The sequence below is a fragment of the Agrobacterium larrymoorei genome, assembly GCF_005145045.1.
Lineage (GTDB): Bacteria > Pseudomonadota > Alphaproteobacteria > Rhizobiales > Rhizobiaceae > Agrobacterium > Agrobacterium larrymoorei.
In genome coordinates this window covers 1,421,320-1,437,155 of record NZ_CP039692.1, presented here as the reverse complement: position 1 = coordinate 1,437,155, position 15,836 = coordinate 1,421,320, and the positions used below count along the sequence as shown (strand labels likewise).

Sequence of the window (15,836 nt, the reverse complement as noted above, 5' to 3'; positions counted from 1 at the left end):
GGTCGGCACCCAATCCCCCGTAAGGCCCATTTCCGGCAGCGATCAGCCGCCGGACAGGGCTTTGCGTTCCCTATTTCTGCCGGAGAGGGCTTTGATATGAACATCTCCAGATTTTTTGTCGACAGGCCGGTCTTTGCTGCCGTGCTGTCCATTCTTATCGTCGTGGCGGGCCTGCTTGGCATGCGCGCGCTGCCGATTTCCGAATATCCTGAAGTCGTTCCACCATCCGTCGTCGTTCGCGCGACCTATCCGGGCGCAAACCCGGCCGTGATCGCGGAAACCGTTGCTACTCCGTTGGAAGAGCAGATAAACGGTGTGGAAGACATGCTCTACATGGCCTCCCAAGCCACGTCGGACGGCGTGCTGACGCTGACCGTCACCTTCAAGCTGGGCACGGACCCCGACAAGGCGCAGCAGCTGGTTCAGAACCGCGTATCGCAGGCCGAACCGCGGCTGCCTTCGGAAGTTCGCGCCCTCGGCATCACCACCGTCAAGAGTTCGCCGGACTTCATCATGGTCGTCAATCTGGTTTCGACCACGGACGCCTATGACATCACCTATCTGCGCAACTACGCCACGCTGAACGTCAAGGACCGCCTTGCACGCATCGAAGGCGTCGGTCAGGTGCAGGTTTTCGGTGCTGGCGATTACTCCATGCGCGTGTGGCTCGATCCGCAGAAGGTAGCGGCCCACGATCTTGCAGCGTCAGACGTCTCCGACGCCATTCGTGCCCAAAACGTTCAGGCCGCAGCAGGCGTCATCGGCGCTTCGCCAAGCCCGAATGGCGTTGATCTTCAGCTGAACGTCAATGCCCAAGGCCGTCTTTCAACGCCGGAAGAATTCGGCAACATCATCGTCAAGAGCGGTGCCAATGGCGAAATCACACGCCTGCGCGATATTGCCCGCATCGAACTAGGTGCCGCCGACTATACGCTTCGTTCGCTGCTGGATGGCAAGCCAGCGGTTGCCGTCGCAGTGCTTCAGGCACCCGGCTCAAACGCCATCGAGATTGCCGATAATGTTCGCGCCACGATGGATAACCTCCAACTGGCCATGCCGGATGGCGTGAAATACGAAATCGTCTATGACACGACCAAATTCGTGCGCGCGTCCATCGACAAGGTCGTGGATACGCTCCTGGAAGCCGTGGCGCTGGTCGTTCTGGTGGTCATCCTGTTTCTTCAGACGTGGCGTGCGTCGATCATTCCGCTGATCGCGGTTCCGGTCTCGATCATCGGTACATTTGCGGTCATGTATGCCTTCGGCTTCTCGATAAACGCGCTGACGCTGTTCGGGCTCGTGCTTGCCATCGGCATCGTGGTGGATGACGCCATCGTCGTGGTGGAAAACGTCGAGCGCAACATCGAAAACGGGCTTTCTCCGCGAGAGGCCACCTATAAGGCCATGCGCGAAGTTTCGGGCCCGATCATCGCGATTGCGCTCGTTCTCGTCGCCGTTTTCGTGCCACTGGCCTTCATTTCCGGCCTGTCGGGTCAGTTCTACCGGCAGTTCGCGCTGACCATCGCCATCTCGACGGTCATCTCGGCCATCAACTCGCTCACGCTTTCACCTGCCCTTTCCGCCCTGCTTCTGAAGGAGCATGACGCACCGAAAGACTGGTTGACGCGTGGCATGGACAAGGTGTTCGGCTGGTTCTTCCGCGGCTTCAACCGCTTCTTCGGGGCGGCCTCCAATGGTTATGGACGCACCGTCGGCGGCCTCGTTTCGCGCAAGAGCATCGTCATGTTCATCTATCTCGCCCTGGTCGGCGCGACCTATGGCATGTTCAACCTGGTGCCTTCCGGCTTCGTGCCAAGTCAGGACAAGCAGTATCTGATCGGCTTTGCGCAATTGCCGGACGGCGCGACGCTGGACCGGACCGAAGACGTGATCAAGCGCATGAGCGAAATTGCCCGCGAGCAGCCCGGCGTCAGCAACGCCATCGCATTCCCGGGTCTTTCGATCAACGGTTTCACCATCGGTTCCAATGCCGGTATTGTCTTTGCCGTTCTGGATGACTTCGACAAACGCAAGACGCCAGAGCTTTCCGGCGGTGCAATCGCCATGCAGCTGAACCAGAAGTTCGCGGGCATTCAGGACGCCTTCATCGCAATGTTCCCGCCACCGCCGGTCAACGGCCTTGGCACGACAGGCGGCTTCAAACTGCAAATCGAGGACCGTGCCGGTTACGGCTATCAGGCTCTGGATGAGGCCCAGAAGGCCGTCATGGCAAAGGCTTATCAGGCTCCGGAACTGGCTGGCATCTTCTCCAGCTTCCAGATCAACGTGCCACAGCTTTATGCCGATCTCGACCGCGCGAAGGCAGAACAGCTTGGCGTGTCGGTTACCGATGTGTTCCAGACGCTGCAGATTTATCTCGGTTCGCTTTATGTCAACGACTTCAATGCCTTCGGGCGAACCTACAGTGTGCGTGTGCAGGCGGATTCCCAGTTCCGCGCCCATGCGGAAGACATTGGCCGCCTGAAAGTTCGCTCCTCCAATGGAGATATGATACCGCTTTCGACGCTGTTGAAGGTGGATGCCACCACAGGACCGGAACGGACCAACCGTTATAACGGCTTCCTGGCAGCAGATATCAATGGCGGTCCGGCTCCGGGATATTCTTCCGGTCAGGCACAGGCTGCCATCGAGAAAATCCTCAACGAAACGCTGCCTCAGGGCATCGAGTTCGAGTGGACGGACCTGACCTATCAGCAGATCCTTGCGGGCAATTCGAGCATCATCGTCTTCCCGTTAGCGCTTCTTCTGGTCTATCTGGTTCTTGCCGCCCAATATGAAAGTCTGACGCTTCCGCTTGCGATCATCATGATCGTGCCGATGGGCGTGCTGGCAGCACTGACGGGCGTCTGGCTGACGGGAGGGGACAACAACATCTTTACGCAGATCGGCCTTGTCGTCCTTGTCGGCCTCTCGGCAAAGAACGCGATCCTGATCGTGGAATTTGCACGGGAACTGGAATTCGAGGGGCGCAAGCCCATCGCCGCCGCAATCGAAGCCAGCCGGTTGAGATTGCGCCCGATCCTGATGACCTCGCTCGCCTTCATCATGGGCGTGGTGCCGCTGGTCATTTCCACCGGCGCCGGTGCGGAAATGCGTGCCGCCATGGGTGTGGCCGTCTTCTCCGGCATGATCGGCGTCACCTTCTTCGGCATCTTCATGACGCCTGTGTTCTACGTGCTCGTAAGAGCGCTGACCGGCAACCGCCCGCTTGTCCAGCACAAGCAGGAGGATCCAGCGAACTCGGATTACCGAATGGAGAAGGCGAGCTAAATCTGCTCGAACAATCATGAAAACAGGGAGCGCGGACAATGCCGCGCTCTTTTTATTTAGCGATTCTCAACCGTCCAGATCACCGACCATGGCGCGATTTCAGAACGGGTGACCGAACCTAACGAGAAGATTTCCTCGCCCTGCTGATAATCGCCGACAGCCTTTTTCGTGTCCGAAAGATTGGCGAGAAGCCGCAACGCCTTGCCGCCTTCAGACACCCACGTAACGTTCACCAGACCATCGCGAACATCATATTGCGAAGCACCTGAAGTCATGCCCGGAAGCAGCGGGACGATCCGCTTTTTTCGCACAGCAAGCAGCTTTTTGTAGAAGGATAGCGTCTCTTCCGAAGCCTCTTCATCCAATCGCGACCAGTCGAGTTTTGACGATTCAAACGTCTCTCTGGCCGTTGGGTCAGGCAGGTCTTCCGCATCGAAGCCGGGCAGTCGAGACAGTTCTTCACGACGCCCATCACGCACTTTCTGGTTCAACTCCTCATCGAAATCGCAGAAATAAGCGAAGGTATCGGACGACCCCCATTCTTCGCCCATGAACAGCATCGGTATCTGCGGAGCGAGCAGATAGATGGAGGCGATGGCTTTCAGCGCATCTTTCGAAGCGTAGCTCTGCATTCTGTCGCCAAGTGCGCGATTGCCGATCTGATCGTGGTTTTGCATGAAGGAGATGAAAGCAGTGGGCGGCAGATGCGCACTCGGCTTGCCGCGCTCATCCTCCCGATAAGGCATGTGCTCCCCCTGAAAGGTGAAGCCTTCCGCTATGGCGCGACCGAGTTTCTTCTCGTCGTCGGAATAGTCCTTGTAATAGCCAAATGTCTCGCCTGTCGCGGCAATATGCAGGACGTGGTGGATGTCATCGTTCCATTGAGCGGTAAAATGTTCAGGCTTGCCCGCCGCATCCCACGCCAGAAGATCGCTGTCATTATCCTCGTTTTCAACGATCAGATGGATGTGCCGATCGCCTCCAGCGTCCCTCACTCTTCTAGCCAACTCGTGCAGCACATGTTCGTCGCTGTCATCGACAATGGCGTGAACGGCATCCAGCCGCAGCCCGTCGATCCTGAACTGCGTGACCCAGTAAATGGCGTTTTGAATAACGAATTCCCGAACCTGTTCGGCGCCTTCGCCATCATAATTCAGGCCTTTGCCCCACGGGTTTTCGTGGCTTTCCGAAAAAAGCGGCGCGTAGCTTGGGAGGTAATTTCCGTCCGGTCCGAAGTGGTTATAGACGACATCGAGGAATACGCAGATGCCGCGCTCATGCGCTGCATCCACCAGCGCCATCAAATCCTCCGGCCTGCCATAGCTGCTGTCGGGCGCATAGGGCAGCACGCCATCATAACCCCAGCCATAATCTCCCGGAAAATCGCTGAGCGGCATGATTTGGATTGAGGTGATGCCGAGGTCTTTCAGGTGATCGAGACGTTCAACCGCACTTAGAAACGTTCCCTGCTTCGTAAATGTACCGATATGGAGTTCGTAGATGACGATATCCTCCCACGGTCGGCCCAACCATTCGTGGCACTGCCATTGAAATGTCGAAAGATCGACAAGCTCGCTCGGTCCGTGAACATCCTGCGGCTGAAAACGCGATGCCGGATCAGGGATCTCCAGCCCGTCGCCCAGAACGAATTTGTAAAGCGTACCGGGTGAAACATCGCTCAGGCTGTGGTGATGCCAGCCTTCTTCATCTCTCACCATCTGCTTGGGCGGGTCATCACCGATGCGCAGCTTCACGCTATCCTGTAGCGGTGCCCATAAACGGAATGTGACGTTCTGATTGGAGATAACTGGACCGAAATCGAATGTCTGAACCACGGCAAGCCCTTATCTGAATGAGTGCACCGCAGCAAACCGCGTGAGGATGAAAAGGTTCACCGGAGAAAGCCGGATTTCACGCTCTTTCGAACTTTGTCGGAAAGCATCTGGAAGGGTGGAACTCATGAAGCGTCAGGCAGTTTGCGCATCGCTTTCAATGGCGTTCAACAGGCCCTGAAAGTTCCGTTCCTCATCATAGCGCATGGGATGCCGCATGACATTTCCGACAGCCACCTACCGCATTCAATTCCGCAATGGCATGACGTTCGACCGCGCGGCCAAGCTCGTGCCTTATCTGAAAGCGCTCGGCATCAGCCATTTCTATGCGTCGCCGATATTTACTGCGACCAGCGGCTCCACCCACGGCTATGATGTGACCGATGCGAATGAGATCGACCCGGCGATTGGCGGTCGCGAAGGCTTCGATGGGCTGGTTGCGGCTCTGAAGAAAGCTGGTCTGGGACTCATCCTCGATATCGTGCCAAACCATATGGCCGCTTCTCTGGAAACGCCATGGTGGCGGGATGTGGTGGAGGATGGCGAGAAAAGCCGCTACGCGCGCCATTTCGATATCGACTGGTCAAGAAAACTGACCCTGCCCTTTCTGGGCGATAGTTTCGAAAAGGTTGTTGCAGATGGCGACATCAGCATCGCGCCCGACCCAAAAACCGGAAAGCCAGCCTTTGCCTATTTCGAAAGCTTCTATCCGCTGAATCCGGAGACCTATGAGGGTCGCGAAGCGGAAATCCTCAAGACCAAAGACCCCACGGTAATTCAGCAGCTGCACGACCAGCAATCCTATCACCTGACATCATGGCGGGAGGCGGCGAGCAATCTCTCCTATCGCCGTTTCTTCGAGGTATCCGGGCTGGCAGGTGTGCGGGCGGAAGACGAGGCCGTTTTTCGCGACAGCCACAGGCTTATCCTAGAACTAGTGCGAAACGGCTCGGTTCAGGGTCTGCGCATCGACCATATCGATGGCCTGGCAGACCCCAAAGGCTATGTCGACCGCCTGAGACGGGAAGCTGGTCCCGATTGCTACATCACGGTCGAAAAAATCCTCGGCGAGGGCGAGCAGCTTCCGGCAGACTGGCCGGTTTCAGGCACGACAGGTTACGAATTCATCGCATCGCTGAGCCACGCGCTGGTGGATGATAATAAACTGGACACCTTGCGCTCGGCCTATGAAAAGCTCAGCGGCAAAGAGCTCGATGTGAAGCAGCAGTTGCGCGATGCGAAGCTTCTGATGGTCAACAAAAACTTTAAAGGGGAAGTTTCCACGCTTCTGAAACTTGCCAGCACGATTGGCGCTGAATGCGGAAACGAGCTTTCTGAAGCCGATCTAAAAGACGCCTTGCGCGAAATGCTCATCGCCTTCCCCGTTTATCGCACCTATGGCACCGCGCAGGGTTTGCGGAACGACGACAAGAAACTGCTCGACAGTGTTTTGAAGACCATAAAGAGCGGCAATCATGTGCCTTCGCAAGAGGCGCTGGCGTTTTTGACCCGTATTCTCAACTGCGAAGTTCCGTCCGAAGCGCTCGACTTAGCGGCCATTCTCCGCACCAAATTCCAGCAACTCACCGGCCCGATGATGGCGAAATCCATAGAGGACACACTGTTCTATCGGCAAAACATGCTGCTTGGTCTCAACGAAGTCGGAGCCGAGCCGGTACCGCCGCGTTTCTCACTGGATCGCTTTCACGAGGATATGCAACTTCGCGCAAAGCTGCAGCCAATGGCCATTTCCGGCACTTCCACCCACGACACCAAGCGCGGTGAAGATGCCCGCGCCCGGCTCTACACCCTGTCGGAGGCACCTGAGGCTTGGGTAGATGCAGTGGAGCGCTGGCGGCAGATGAATGCCAAAGTCGTCTGCGAACTTGAGGACGGAGCAGCGCCGGAGCCGGAAATCGAATGGATGCTTTATCAGGCACTCGCCGGGCTGCTGCTTCCGGATTTCGATGTCAACGATCAGCAAGCGCTCCGCGAATATAAGGATCGCTTCCTCGCCTATGTCGAGAAGGCGCTGCGCGAAGCGAAGCTCCGGACAAACTGGGGAGACTCGAACGAGCAGTATGAGCAAGCGGTCAAGGACTATGCCGAGCACCTCTTTTCACCGCAAAACTCTGCATTTCTTGAAGACTTCCTGAAGACGCTTCGGCCCTTCATCGATGCAGGCCTTGCCAACAGCATCACCCAGACAATCATAAAGCTTCTCGCCCCCGGCGTGCCAGATATCTACCAAGGCAGCGATGCTCTGGATTTCAGCCTTGTGGACCCGGACAATCGCCGCGAGCCGGATTTCGAGATGCTGGCGACGTGGCTCAGCACATCGGACAAACCAAACATCGCAGATATCTCCTCCTGGCATAATGGCTCGCTGAAACAACAGATCATAGTGCTGTTGCTCAAGCTTCGGCAGCAGTCAGCGAAGTTGTTCCAGCAGGGTGAATACGTGCCTTTAGAGGCCGCGCAGGACAACACGATTGCTTTCGCCCGTATCCATGATGACGAAGCGGTATTGGTGATTCTTCCGAGGTTTACACTCGAAGGCAAAGCCGACTTCGCCCTTCCCCCGAAGCTTGCGGAGGCGGTTTTGCCCCTTCCCTCCTCGCTCGCGAACCGAAACTATCGCAATGTCCTCACCGACGAGCAGATCAAGGTCGGACACGAAATAACTGGCGACACGTTAGCAGACCAATCGTTCCTGATCCTGCACGCGAAAAGTGCCTGATCAAGCCTGCAAAACAGACCGGTCGGGGCATCCCGACCGGTTCAAGGTCCGGTAAACCGCGTCTCGATCAAATCGATTTCCCGCACCAGCTTTCGCGCAAGATCGTCGGGAATTTCCCGCTTGCGCCGAAGCTCGAAAATTTCGTTTCGCTCTGCCTTTATCGCGGCAAGCCGAACCATGTTTTCGAACTTCGCAACGTCCTTTGCCTGCGGAACGTCATCCAATATCTCGGTGCGATTGCGGATACGCTCCTTGTAAAAGGCAGCTATTCTGTTGCCAATATCGCTATAGATTTCATCGTCATAGCCCTTCTCACTCAGGCTGCGTTGAAGACGCTCGATTTCCCGTATCGCCGCCTCCGCACCGGCAATCCGTGCCTTGTCCTCTTTTATCTGAATATCCGCTTCGGGCGGCAGTTCCAGATTTCTCAACAGCGCGGGCAGGCCTATGCTGGCAGCAAGCAGGGATGTGACGATGACGCCCGCCGCCAGGAAAATAGCCAAATCTCTTGCCGGGAACGGCGCGCCATTATCAAGCGCCAGCGGCAGGGTCAGAATACCAGCAAGGGTAATCGCTCCGCGAACACCAGCCAGCGATGTGGCGACGATCAGCCTCCAGCCGGGTCTGACGAATTCGCGGCCCTGCCGATTAGCGCGGAAGCTGGTGAAGCGCAGGGAAATAGACACCCACACCAACCGCAGAACAGCGAGAGTGGCAGTTAAAACAAGCACATAAACACCCAGCCATATCGGGCTGCTGTGCCCCGCCTCGCTGACGACCCGGGCAGCCCCAGCAATAATCGCTGGCAATTGTTCGCCAAGAAGAACGAAAATGACGCCATTCAGGGTAAATTGCACCGTATCCCAAACAGCGGCGCGCTTCACCCGCGTTGCGGCCATTGCCCTGCCCCGATGCTCGGCATAACTCATGGTGACGCCAGCCGCGACAGCGGCCAGAATGCCGGACCCTTCCACGGCTTCGGCCAGCAGATAGACGCCGAACGGGATCAGGAGGCTGACAAGAATTTCGATTCCCGGCTCTTCGCCTACCTTGAGCGTCACCCTCTCCTTTATGCGCGTCACCAGAAGCGTCACCCCGACGCCCATGCCGATGCCACTGGCCGCGACCCAGATAAAAGACACGACTGCCGAGGCCGGAGAAAAGGACGCGCTCAAGACCGCCGCCACGGCAAAGCGCATGCAAACGAGGCCGGATGCATCGTTCAGCAAGGCTTCCCCTTCCAGAATATGCATCAGCCGCTTCGGCACTGGCACTCGGGCGGAGATTGCCGAAACCGCGACGGGATCCGTCGGTGAAACGATTGCCGCCAGCGCGAAGGCGACAGGCAACGGGACGGACGGAATCATCCAGTGAATGAGGAAACCCAGCCCTAAAACCGTGAAAACGACGAGCCCAAGGGCAAGCTCGAGAATGATCCCTATGTCGCGAAACAGTCCCTCTTTCGGAATGCGCCATCCATCCAGAAACAACAGCGGCGGCAGAAAGAGCAGAAAGAAAACGTGCGGATCAAGCTCTGCGGCAGAACCGGAGAAGAAGGCAATTGCCGATCCAAGCGCGATCTGCACCAAGGGCAAAGGCACGGCAACTGGCGAAAGCCGTGCCAGCCATCCACTGAAAACCACAGCCAGAAGCATGGAAAGAATGACCGCGATGCTTTCCATTTTCACTCCGAAAATTCGAAATCAGCTTAAATATAATTTGGCGATAGCGGCAGGATGAGGACAGCGCAAGCCTTTCAAATGGCCAACAAACAATTGCGTCGCAAAGCGATCCATCGAAAGGTTAAGATTTTATTTCTCTAAAATGCACGAAAGCATGTTTTTTGGGCTTGAAGGAGAAGCATAGGGCTCTCAAAACGTGGGTATCCGCGCGGATGCGCGTTTAGGAGATTCCCACATGGCCAGAGTGACCAACCCCGGCTTCAATGCTGAAGCCACAACCTTTTCAATCATAGCTGCGGCCAGCTTCTGCCACATGCTCAACGACATCATGCAATCGCTGCTGACGTCGCTATACCCGCTGCTGAAAGCAAATTACGCGCTCGATTTCATGCAGATCGGCCTTCTCACCTTTGCTTTTCAGGTAACGGCGTCCCTGCTACAGCCCGCCGTCGGCATCGCGACCGACAAATGGCCTATGCCATTTTCGCTGCCCGTGGCCATGCTTTCCACCTGCGTCGGCCTCATTACGCTGGCCTTTGCGCATAGTTTCCCCGTTCTCGTTATCGGCGCCTGCCTGATCGGCGTTGGTTCCGCTATTTTCCATCCTGAGGCATCGCGCGTTGCCCGCATCGCCTCTGGCGGACGTCACGGCCTTGCGCAGTCCTTCTTCCAGGTCGGCGGTAACACCGGCACGGCCATCGGGCCTCTTCTGGCCGCCTTTATCGTTATTCCACGGGGACAGGAAAGCCTCAGCTGGTTTTCATTGATCGCGCTCGCCGGGTTCCTGGTCCTCTCCTGGGTCAGCGTCTGGTACAGCCGTCATCGTCGCAGCGCCGCGGGCAAAAAGGTCGTCAGCCGCGCGCTTCCACTCGCCCGCAACAAGGTCATGACCACGCTCGTCGTGCTGCTCATTCTGACCGCCACGAAAAACGCCTATCTGGCGAGCCTTTCCAGCTACTTCACCTTCTTTACCATCGAGAAATTCGGTGTTTCGGTGCAGAACGCCCAGATCCTGCTCTTCCTCTTCCTCGGCGCATCTGCCGCAGGGGTCTTTTTCGGCGGGCCGATCGGCGACCGTTTCGGCTCGCGCGTGGTGATCTGGTTCTCGATCCTCGGCGTCATTCCCTTTGCGCTGATGCTGCCTTACGCAAACCTTTTCTGGACCGCCGTACTCGTTGTCGTGATCGGCTTCATCTTCTCCTCCGCCTTTTCAGCCATCGTGGTCTTCGCCCAGGAACTCGTCCCCGGCCGCGTCGGCCTCATAGCCGGCATGTTCTTCGGCTTCGCATTCGGCTTCGGAGGCATAGGCGCCGCAGTCCTCGGCATATTCGCAGATCGCGAAGGCATAGAATTCGTCTACCGCCTCTGCTCCTACATGCCGTTGCTAGGTTTGTTGACGGTACTGCTGCCGAAGCTGCCGAGCCATCGGTGAGCTCTTTTTCAGTTTCCTGCAAGTACAGAAAACAAAAAACGGCGCCGGATTACTCCGGCGCCGTACTGCTTCAGTAAATTTTACAGCTATTAGTTGGAGCTGTACTGCTTCTGGATAGCCTCGACCTGCGCCTGATCCATTGCCTGGAGTTGTGCCTGAGTGAAGCTGCTCGCCTGCGACGATGTCAAGCTGGCAACGTTGTCCGTTGTCAGGCCCTTAACCGCCTTCAACGTCAGCTTACCAAGTTCATCGGTCGTGAACTTCGAGATATCTTCGGCATTCATTGCCGATATCTGGCTAGACGTCAGGCTAGCGGCTCCATCCGTCGAGATAGCTTCAATCTGATTGGCGTCCATAGCGACAATCTGATCGGTTGAGAAAGCGCCCAGAAGCGTGGTCATCGATGCAATCTGATCGGTCGTCAGACCGGTCACCGCTTCCGTTGTCAACAACGAAATCTGCTTCGAAGTCAGAGCAGAGATTTGCGCTGTCGTCAGTTCACCAACCTTTTCACCGGTCAATCCCTGTATTTGGGCGGTATTAAGCGCGGTGATCTGCTGGGTGCTCAAGGACTTCAGGTTGGTAGCGTCGAGGTCAGCAAGCGCACTCGTCGTGAGACCCGAAAGAGCCTTAGTGCTGATCGCTGCGATCTCATCCGTCGTGAAGGTGTTCAGTTCTTCTGCGGACAGGGTGGAAACCTGAGCCGATGTCAGAACCTTGACCTGATCGGACGTCAGACCCTTGATCGCATCACCATTGAAGCCTGCCAGCTGGTCGGAGGTCAATGCGTTAACTTGCACCGTGGAGAGCTTTGCAACCTGATCCGAAGTCAGACCGCTGACAGCGCCCGTGTCGAGAGAGACGATCTGCTTGGCCGTAAGACCTGCAAGCTGTTCTGTTTTCAGTACTGCAAGCTGTTCGGTCTTGAGAGCGCCGAGCTGAGATGCGTTCAGAGCACCAAGCTGCGTGCTGGTGAAGGCCTGCAGGGAGGCAGTTTCCAGCAAGGCGATCTCAGAAGTCTGGAGACCTGCGAGAGCCTTGGTGTTGATCGCTGCAATCTCATCCGCCGTGAAGTCCTTCAGTTCGTCAGCAGAGAGCGTGGCGACCTGACCGGAGCTCAGAACGGCGATCTGATCGGAGTCCAAAGCCTTGACCGCATCGGCGCTGAAGGCGGCGAGCTGAGCTGTGCTCAATGCCGTCAACTGCTGGTTGGTCAGAACGTTCACCTGATCAGTGGTGAGCGTGCTGAGCTTTCCAGGCACCAGAGCAGCGAGCTGCTTGGATGTGAGGGCAGCAACCTGATCGGTTGAGAGCAAGCCGACCTGTTCAGTCGTGAGCGAGGCGATCTGACTTGTATTCAGAGAGCCGATCTGACTGCCGGAGAAGGCCTGCAGAGCAGCGGTTTCCAGCAGGGCAATCTCAGAAGTCTGGAGACCTGCAAGTGCCTTGGTGCTGATCGCTGCAATCTCATCCGTGGAGAAGGTCTTCAGTTCTTCTGCGGACAGGGTGGAAACCTGAGCCGATGTCAGAACCTTGGCCTGATCGGACGTCAGAGCCTTGATCGCATCACCATTGAAGCCTGCCAGCTGGTCGGAGGTCAGTGCATTGATCTGCGCCGTGGAGAGCTTGGCAACCTGATCCGAAGTCAGACCGCTGACAGCGCCCGTGTCGAGCGAGACGATCTGCTTGGCCGTAAGACCTGCGAGCTGTTCTGTTTTCAGTACTGCAAGCTGTTCGGTCTTGAGAGCGCCGAGCTGAGATGCGTTTAGAGCGCCGAGCTGCGTGCTGGTGAAGGCCTGCAGGGCAGCGGTTTCCAGCAAGGCAATCTCAGAAGTCTGGAGACCTGCGAGAGCCTTGGTGTTGATCGCTGCAATCTCATCCGCCGTGAAGTCCTTCAGTTCGTCAGCAGAGAGCGTGGCGACCTGACCGGAGCTCAGAACGGCGATCTGATCGGAGTCCAAAGCCTTGACCGCATCGGCGCTGAAGGCGGCGAGCTGAGCTGTGCTCAATGCCGTCAACTGCTGGTTGGTCAGAACGTTCACCTGATCAGTGGTGAGCGTGCTGAGCTTTCCAGGCACCAGAGCAGCGAGCTGCTTGGATGTGAGCGCGGCAACCTGACCGGTCGCAAGCAAGCCGACCTGTTCAGTCGTGAGCGAGGCGATCTGATTTGTGTTCAGAGAGCCAATCTGCGCGCCGCTGAATGCCTGCAGAGCAGCGGTTTCCAGCAGGGCAATCTCAGAAGTCTGGAGACCTGCAAGTGCCTTGGTGCTGATCGCTGCAATTTCATCCGTGGAGAAGGTCTTCAGTTCTTCTGCGGACAGGGTGGAGACCTGAGCAGATGTCAGAACCTTGGCCTGATCGGACGTCAGAGCCGTGATCGCATCACCACTGAAGTTTGCCAGCTGGTCGGAGGTCAGTGCAGCAACCTGCGTTGTGGAGAGCTTGGCAACCTGATCCGAAGTCAGACCGCTGACAGCACCCGTGTCGAGCGAGACGATCTGCTTGGCCGTAAGACCTGCAAGCTGTTCTGTTTTCAGTACTGCAAGCTGTTCGGTCTTGAGAGCGCCGAGCTGAGACGAAGTCATCGCACCAAGCTGCGCGCTGGAGAAAGCCTGCAGGGATGCAGTTTCCAGTGCACCGAGTACGTCACTCTGAAGACCGGCGAGTGCCTTGGTGCTAATGGCAGCAATCTCGTCAGTAGCAAACTTTTTCAGATCATCTGCAGACAGCTTGGCGACCTGAACAGAGGTCAAGGCCTTGGCCTGATCGCTCGTGAAACCTGCAACAGCGTCATCGCTAATGCTGTTGATTTGGTCCGCAGTCAGCGCAGCAACCTGCGTCGTGGAGAGCTTGGCAACCTGATCCGAAGTCAGACCGCTGACAGCGCCCGTGTCGAGCGAGACGATCTGCTTGGCGGAAAGACCTGCGAGCTGTTCTGTTTTCAGTACTGCAAGCTGTTCGGTCTTGAGAGCGCCGAGCTGAGATGCGTTCAGAGCACCAAGCTGCGTGCTGGTGAAGGCCTGCAGGGAGGCAGTTTCCAGCAAGGCGATCTCAGAAGTCTGGAGACCTGCGAGAGCCTTGGTGTTGATCGCTGCAATCTCATCCGCCGTGAAGTCCTTCAGTTCGTCAGCAGAGAGCGTGGCGACCTGACCGGAGCTCAGAACGGCGATCTGATCGGAGTCCAAAGCCTTGACCGCATCGGCGCTGAAGGCGGCGAGCTGAGCTGTGCTCAATGCCGTCAACTGCTGGTTGGTCAGAACGTTCACCTGATCAGTGGTGAGCGTGCTGAGCTTTCCAGGCACCAGAGCAGCGAGCTGCTTGGATGTGAGCGCGGCAACCTGACCGGTCGCAAGCAAGCCGACCTGTTCAGTCGTGAGCGAGGCGATCTGATTTGTGTTCAGAGAGCCAATCTGCGCGCCGCTGAATGCCTGCAGAGCAGCGGTTTCCAGCAGGGCAATCTCAGAAGTCTGGAGACCTGCAAGTGCCTTGGTGCTGATCGCTGCAATTTCATCCGTGGAGAAGGTCTTCAGTTCTTCTGCGGACAGGGTGGAGACCTGAGCAGATGTCAGAACCTTGGCCTGATCGGACGTCAGAGCCGTGATCGCATCACCACTGAAGTTTGCCAGCTGGTCGGAGGTCAGTGCAGCAACCTGCGTTGTGGAGAGCTTGGCAACCTGATCCGAAGTCAGACCGCTGACAGCACCCGTGTCGAGCGAGACGATCTGCTTGGCCGTAAGACCTGCAAGCTGTTCTGTTTTCAGTACTGCAAGCTGTTCGGTCTTGAGAGCGCCGAGCTGAGACGAAGTCATCGCACCAAGCTGCGCGCTGGAGAAAGCCTGCAGGGATGCAGTTTCCAGTGCACCGAGTACGTCACTCTGAAGACCGGCGAGTGCCTTGGTGTTAATGGCAGCAATCTCGTCCGCAGCGAACTTTTTCAGGTCATCTGCAGACAGCTTGGCAACCTGAGCAGAGGTCAGGACCTTGGCCTGATCGCTTGTGAAACCAGCAATGGCGTCATCGCTGATGCTGTCGATCTGGTTAGACGTCAGTGCAGCAACCTGTACCGCAGAGAGCTTTGAAACCTGATCCGAAGTCAGGCCGCTGACAGCACCGGAGTCAAGCGAGACGATCTGCTTGGCGGAAAGACCTGCAAGCTGTTCGGTTTTCAGTACGGCAAGCTGTTCGGTCTTGAGAGCGCCGAGCTGCAAGGAGTTGAACGCACCCAGCTGTGTGCTGGAGAAGGCCTGCAGAACAGAGGTTTCCAGCGAAGCGATTTCAGAAGTCTGGAGACCGGCAAGAGCCTTTGTGTTGATCGCTGCAATCTCATCCGTCGTGAATTTCTTCAGCTCATCAGCAGACAGCGTAGCGACCTGATCGGATTTCATGACGGCTACTTGCGCCGAGCTCAAAGCCTCCAAGCCCTCATCATTGAGAGCGCCGATCTGGCTTGCGTACATTGCCGCAACTTGTGTCGTCGTCAGGCCAACAACCTGAGCAGAACCAATCGCAGTCAACTGATCGACCGTTAGGCCTACAATTGCCTTGGCGGAGATTGCGCTGATCTTGTCGCTGCCGATGGACGACATTATGTCGGTGTTCAGCGCGCCGATCTGCGTAGAACTAAGAGCACCAATCTGCGCATTGCTGAGCGCAGCGATGTCAGCCGATGTGAGTGACTTCATCGTAGTGGTGGAAAGATTGCTTATCTGCTTGATCGAAAGATTAGCTACAATTGACGTCATGGACGCGTGCCCCCGTTTGGCAAATGACAAATGTTATCTGCGCCGGGCAACATGAATGGCTTCAAACCACGCATAGCTGCGCGAACGATCAAACGTTCGCAAACCAGCGCACCAAAC

Annotated in this window: 6 protein-coding genes; 3 read left to right on the top strand and 3 right to left on the bottom strand. The window is 56.8% G+C overall.

From position 1 onward, the window contains the following. Positions 1 to 96 precede the first annotated feature (96 nt). Positions 97 to 3,291, top strand: coding sequence for an efflux RND transporter permease subunit (locus tag CFBP5473_RS20820; protein WP_027676848.1), 3,195 nt, complete (start codon positions 97 to 99; stop codon positions 3,289 to 3,291). A 56-nt stretch (positions 3,292 to 3,347) separates the two neighbouring features. Here CFBP5473_RS20820 and treZ read toward each other — a convergent pair whose 3' ends face one another. Beyond that, positions 3,348 to 5,126, bottom strand: a complete 1,779-nt coding sequence (treZ, locus tag CFBP5473_RS20815; protein ID WP_037171657.1) for a malto-oligosyltrehalose trehalohydrolase — start codon at positions 5,124 to 5,126, stop codon at positions 3,348 to 3,350. Between the two features lie 214 nt (positions 5,127 to 5,340). Between treZ and treY the strand changes: the two genes are divergently transcribed. Then, positions 5,341 to 7,863, top strand: a complete 2,523-nt coding sequence (gene treY, locus CFBP5473_RS20810) for a malto-oligosyltrehalose synthase (RefSeq protein WP_027676850.1) — start codon at positions 5,341 to 5,343, stop codon at positions 7,861 to 7,863. Positions 7,864 to 7,904: 41 nt separating this feature from the next. Here treY and CFBP5473_RS20805 read toward each other — a convergent pair whose 3' ends face one another. Beyond that, the gene (locus CFBP5473_RS20805) at positions 7,905 to 9,545 is read right to left on the bottom strand and encodes a Na+/H+ antiporter (protein ID WP_027676851.1); all 1,641 of its coding nucleotides are present in this window, start codon (positions 9,543 to 9,545) and stop codon (positions 7,905 to 7,907) included. A gap of 235 nt (positions 9,546 to 9,780) precedes the next feature. Between CFBP5473_RS20805 and CFBP5473_RS20800 the strand changes: the two genes are divergently transcribed. Next, a complete protein-coding gene (locus tag CFBP5473_RS20800) occupies positions 9,781 to 10,977 on the top strand; it encodes an MFS transporter (RefSeq protein WP_027676852.1) in 1,197 nt (398 codons plus the stop codon). A gap of 89 nt (positions 10,978 to 11,066) precedes the next feature. Here the strand turns inward: CFBP5473_RS20800 and CFBP5473_RS20795 are convergent, their stop codons facing one another. Beyond that, entirely contained in the window at positions 11,067 to 15,719 is a 4,653-nt protein-coding gene (locus tag CFBP5473_RS20795) for a beta strand repeat-containing protein (RefSeq protein ID WP_136954410.1), read from the bottom strand. Between the last annotated feature and the right edge of the window lie 117 nt (positions 15,720 to 15,836).

What these genes read in the sequence shown, in the direction of transcription:
- CFBP5473_RS20820 (WP_027676848.1), top strand. Translation starts at nt 97, where the DNA reads ATGAACATCTCCAGATTTTTTGTCGACAGGCCGGTCTTTGCTGCCGTG.
- treY (WP_027676850.1), top strand. Translation starts at nt 5,341, where the DNA reads ATGACATTTCCGACAGCCACCTACCGCATTCAATTCCGCAATGGCATG.
- CFBP5473_RS20805 (WP_027676851.1), bottom strand. Translation starts at nt 9,545, where the DNA reads ATGGAAAGCATCGCGGTCATTCTTTCCATGCTTCTGGCTGTGGTTTTC.
- CFBP5473_RS20800 (WP_027676852.1), top strand. Translation starts at nt 9,781, where the DNA reads ATGGCCAGAGTGACCAACCCCGGCTTCAATGCTGAAGCCACAACCTTT.
- CFBP5473_RS20795 (WP_136954410.1), bottom strand. Translation starts at nt 15,719, where the DNA reads ATGACGTCAATTGTAGCTAATCTTTCGATCAAGCAGATAAGCAATCTT.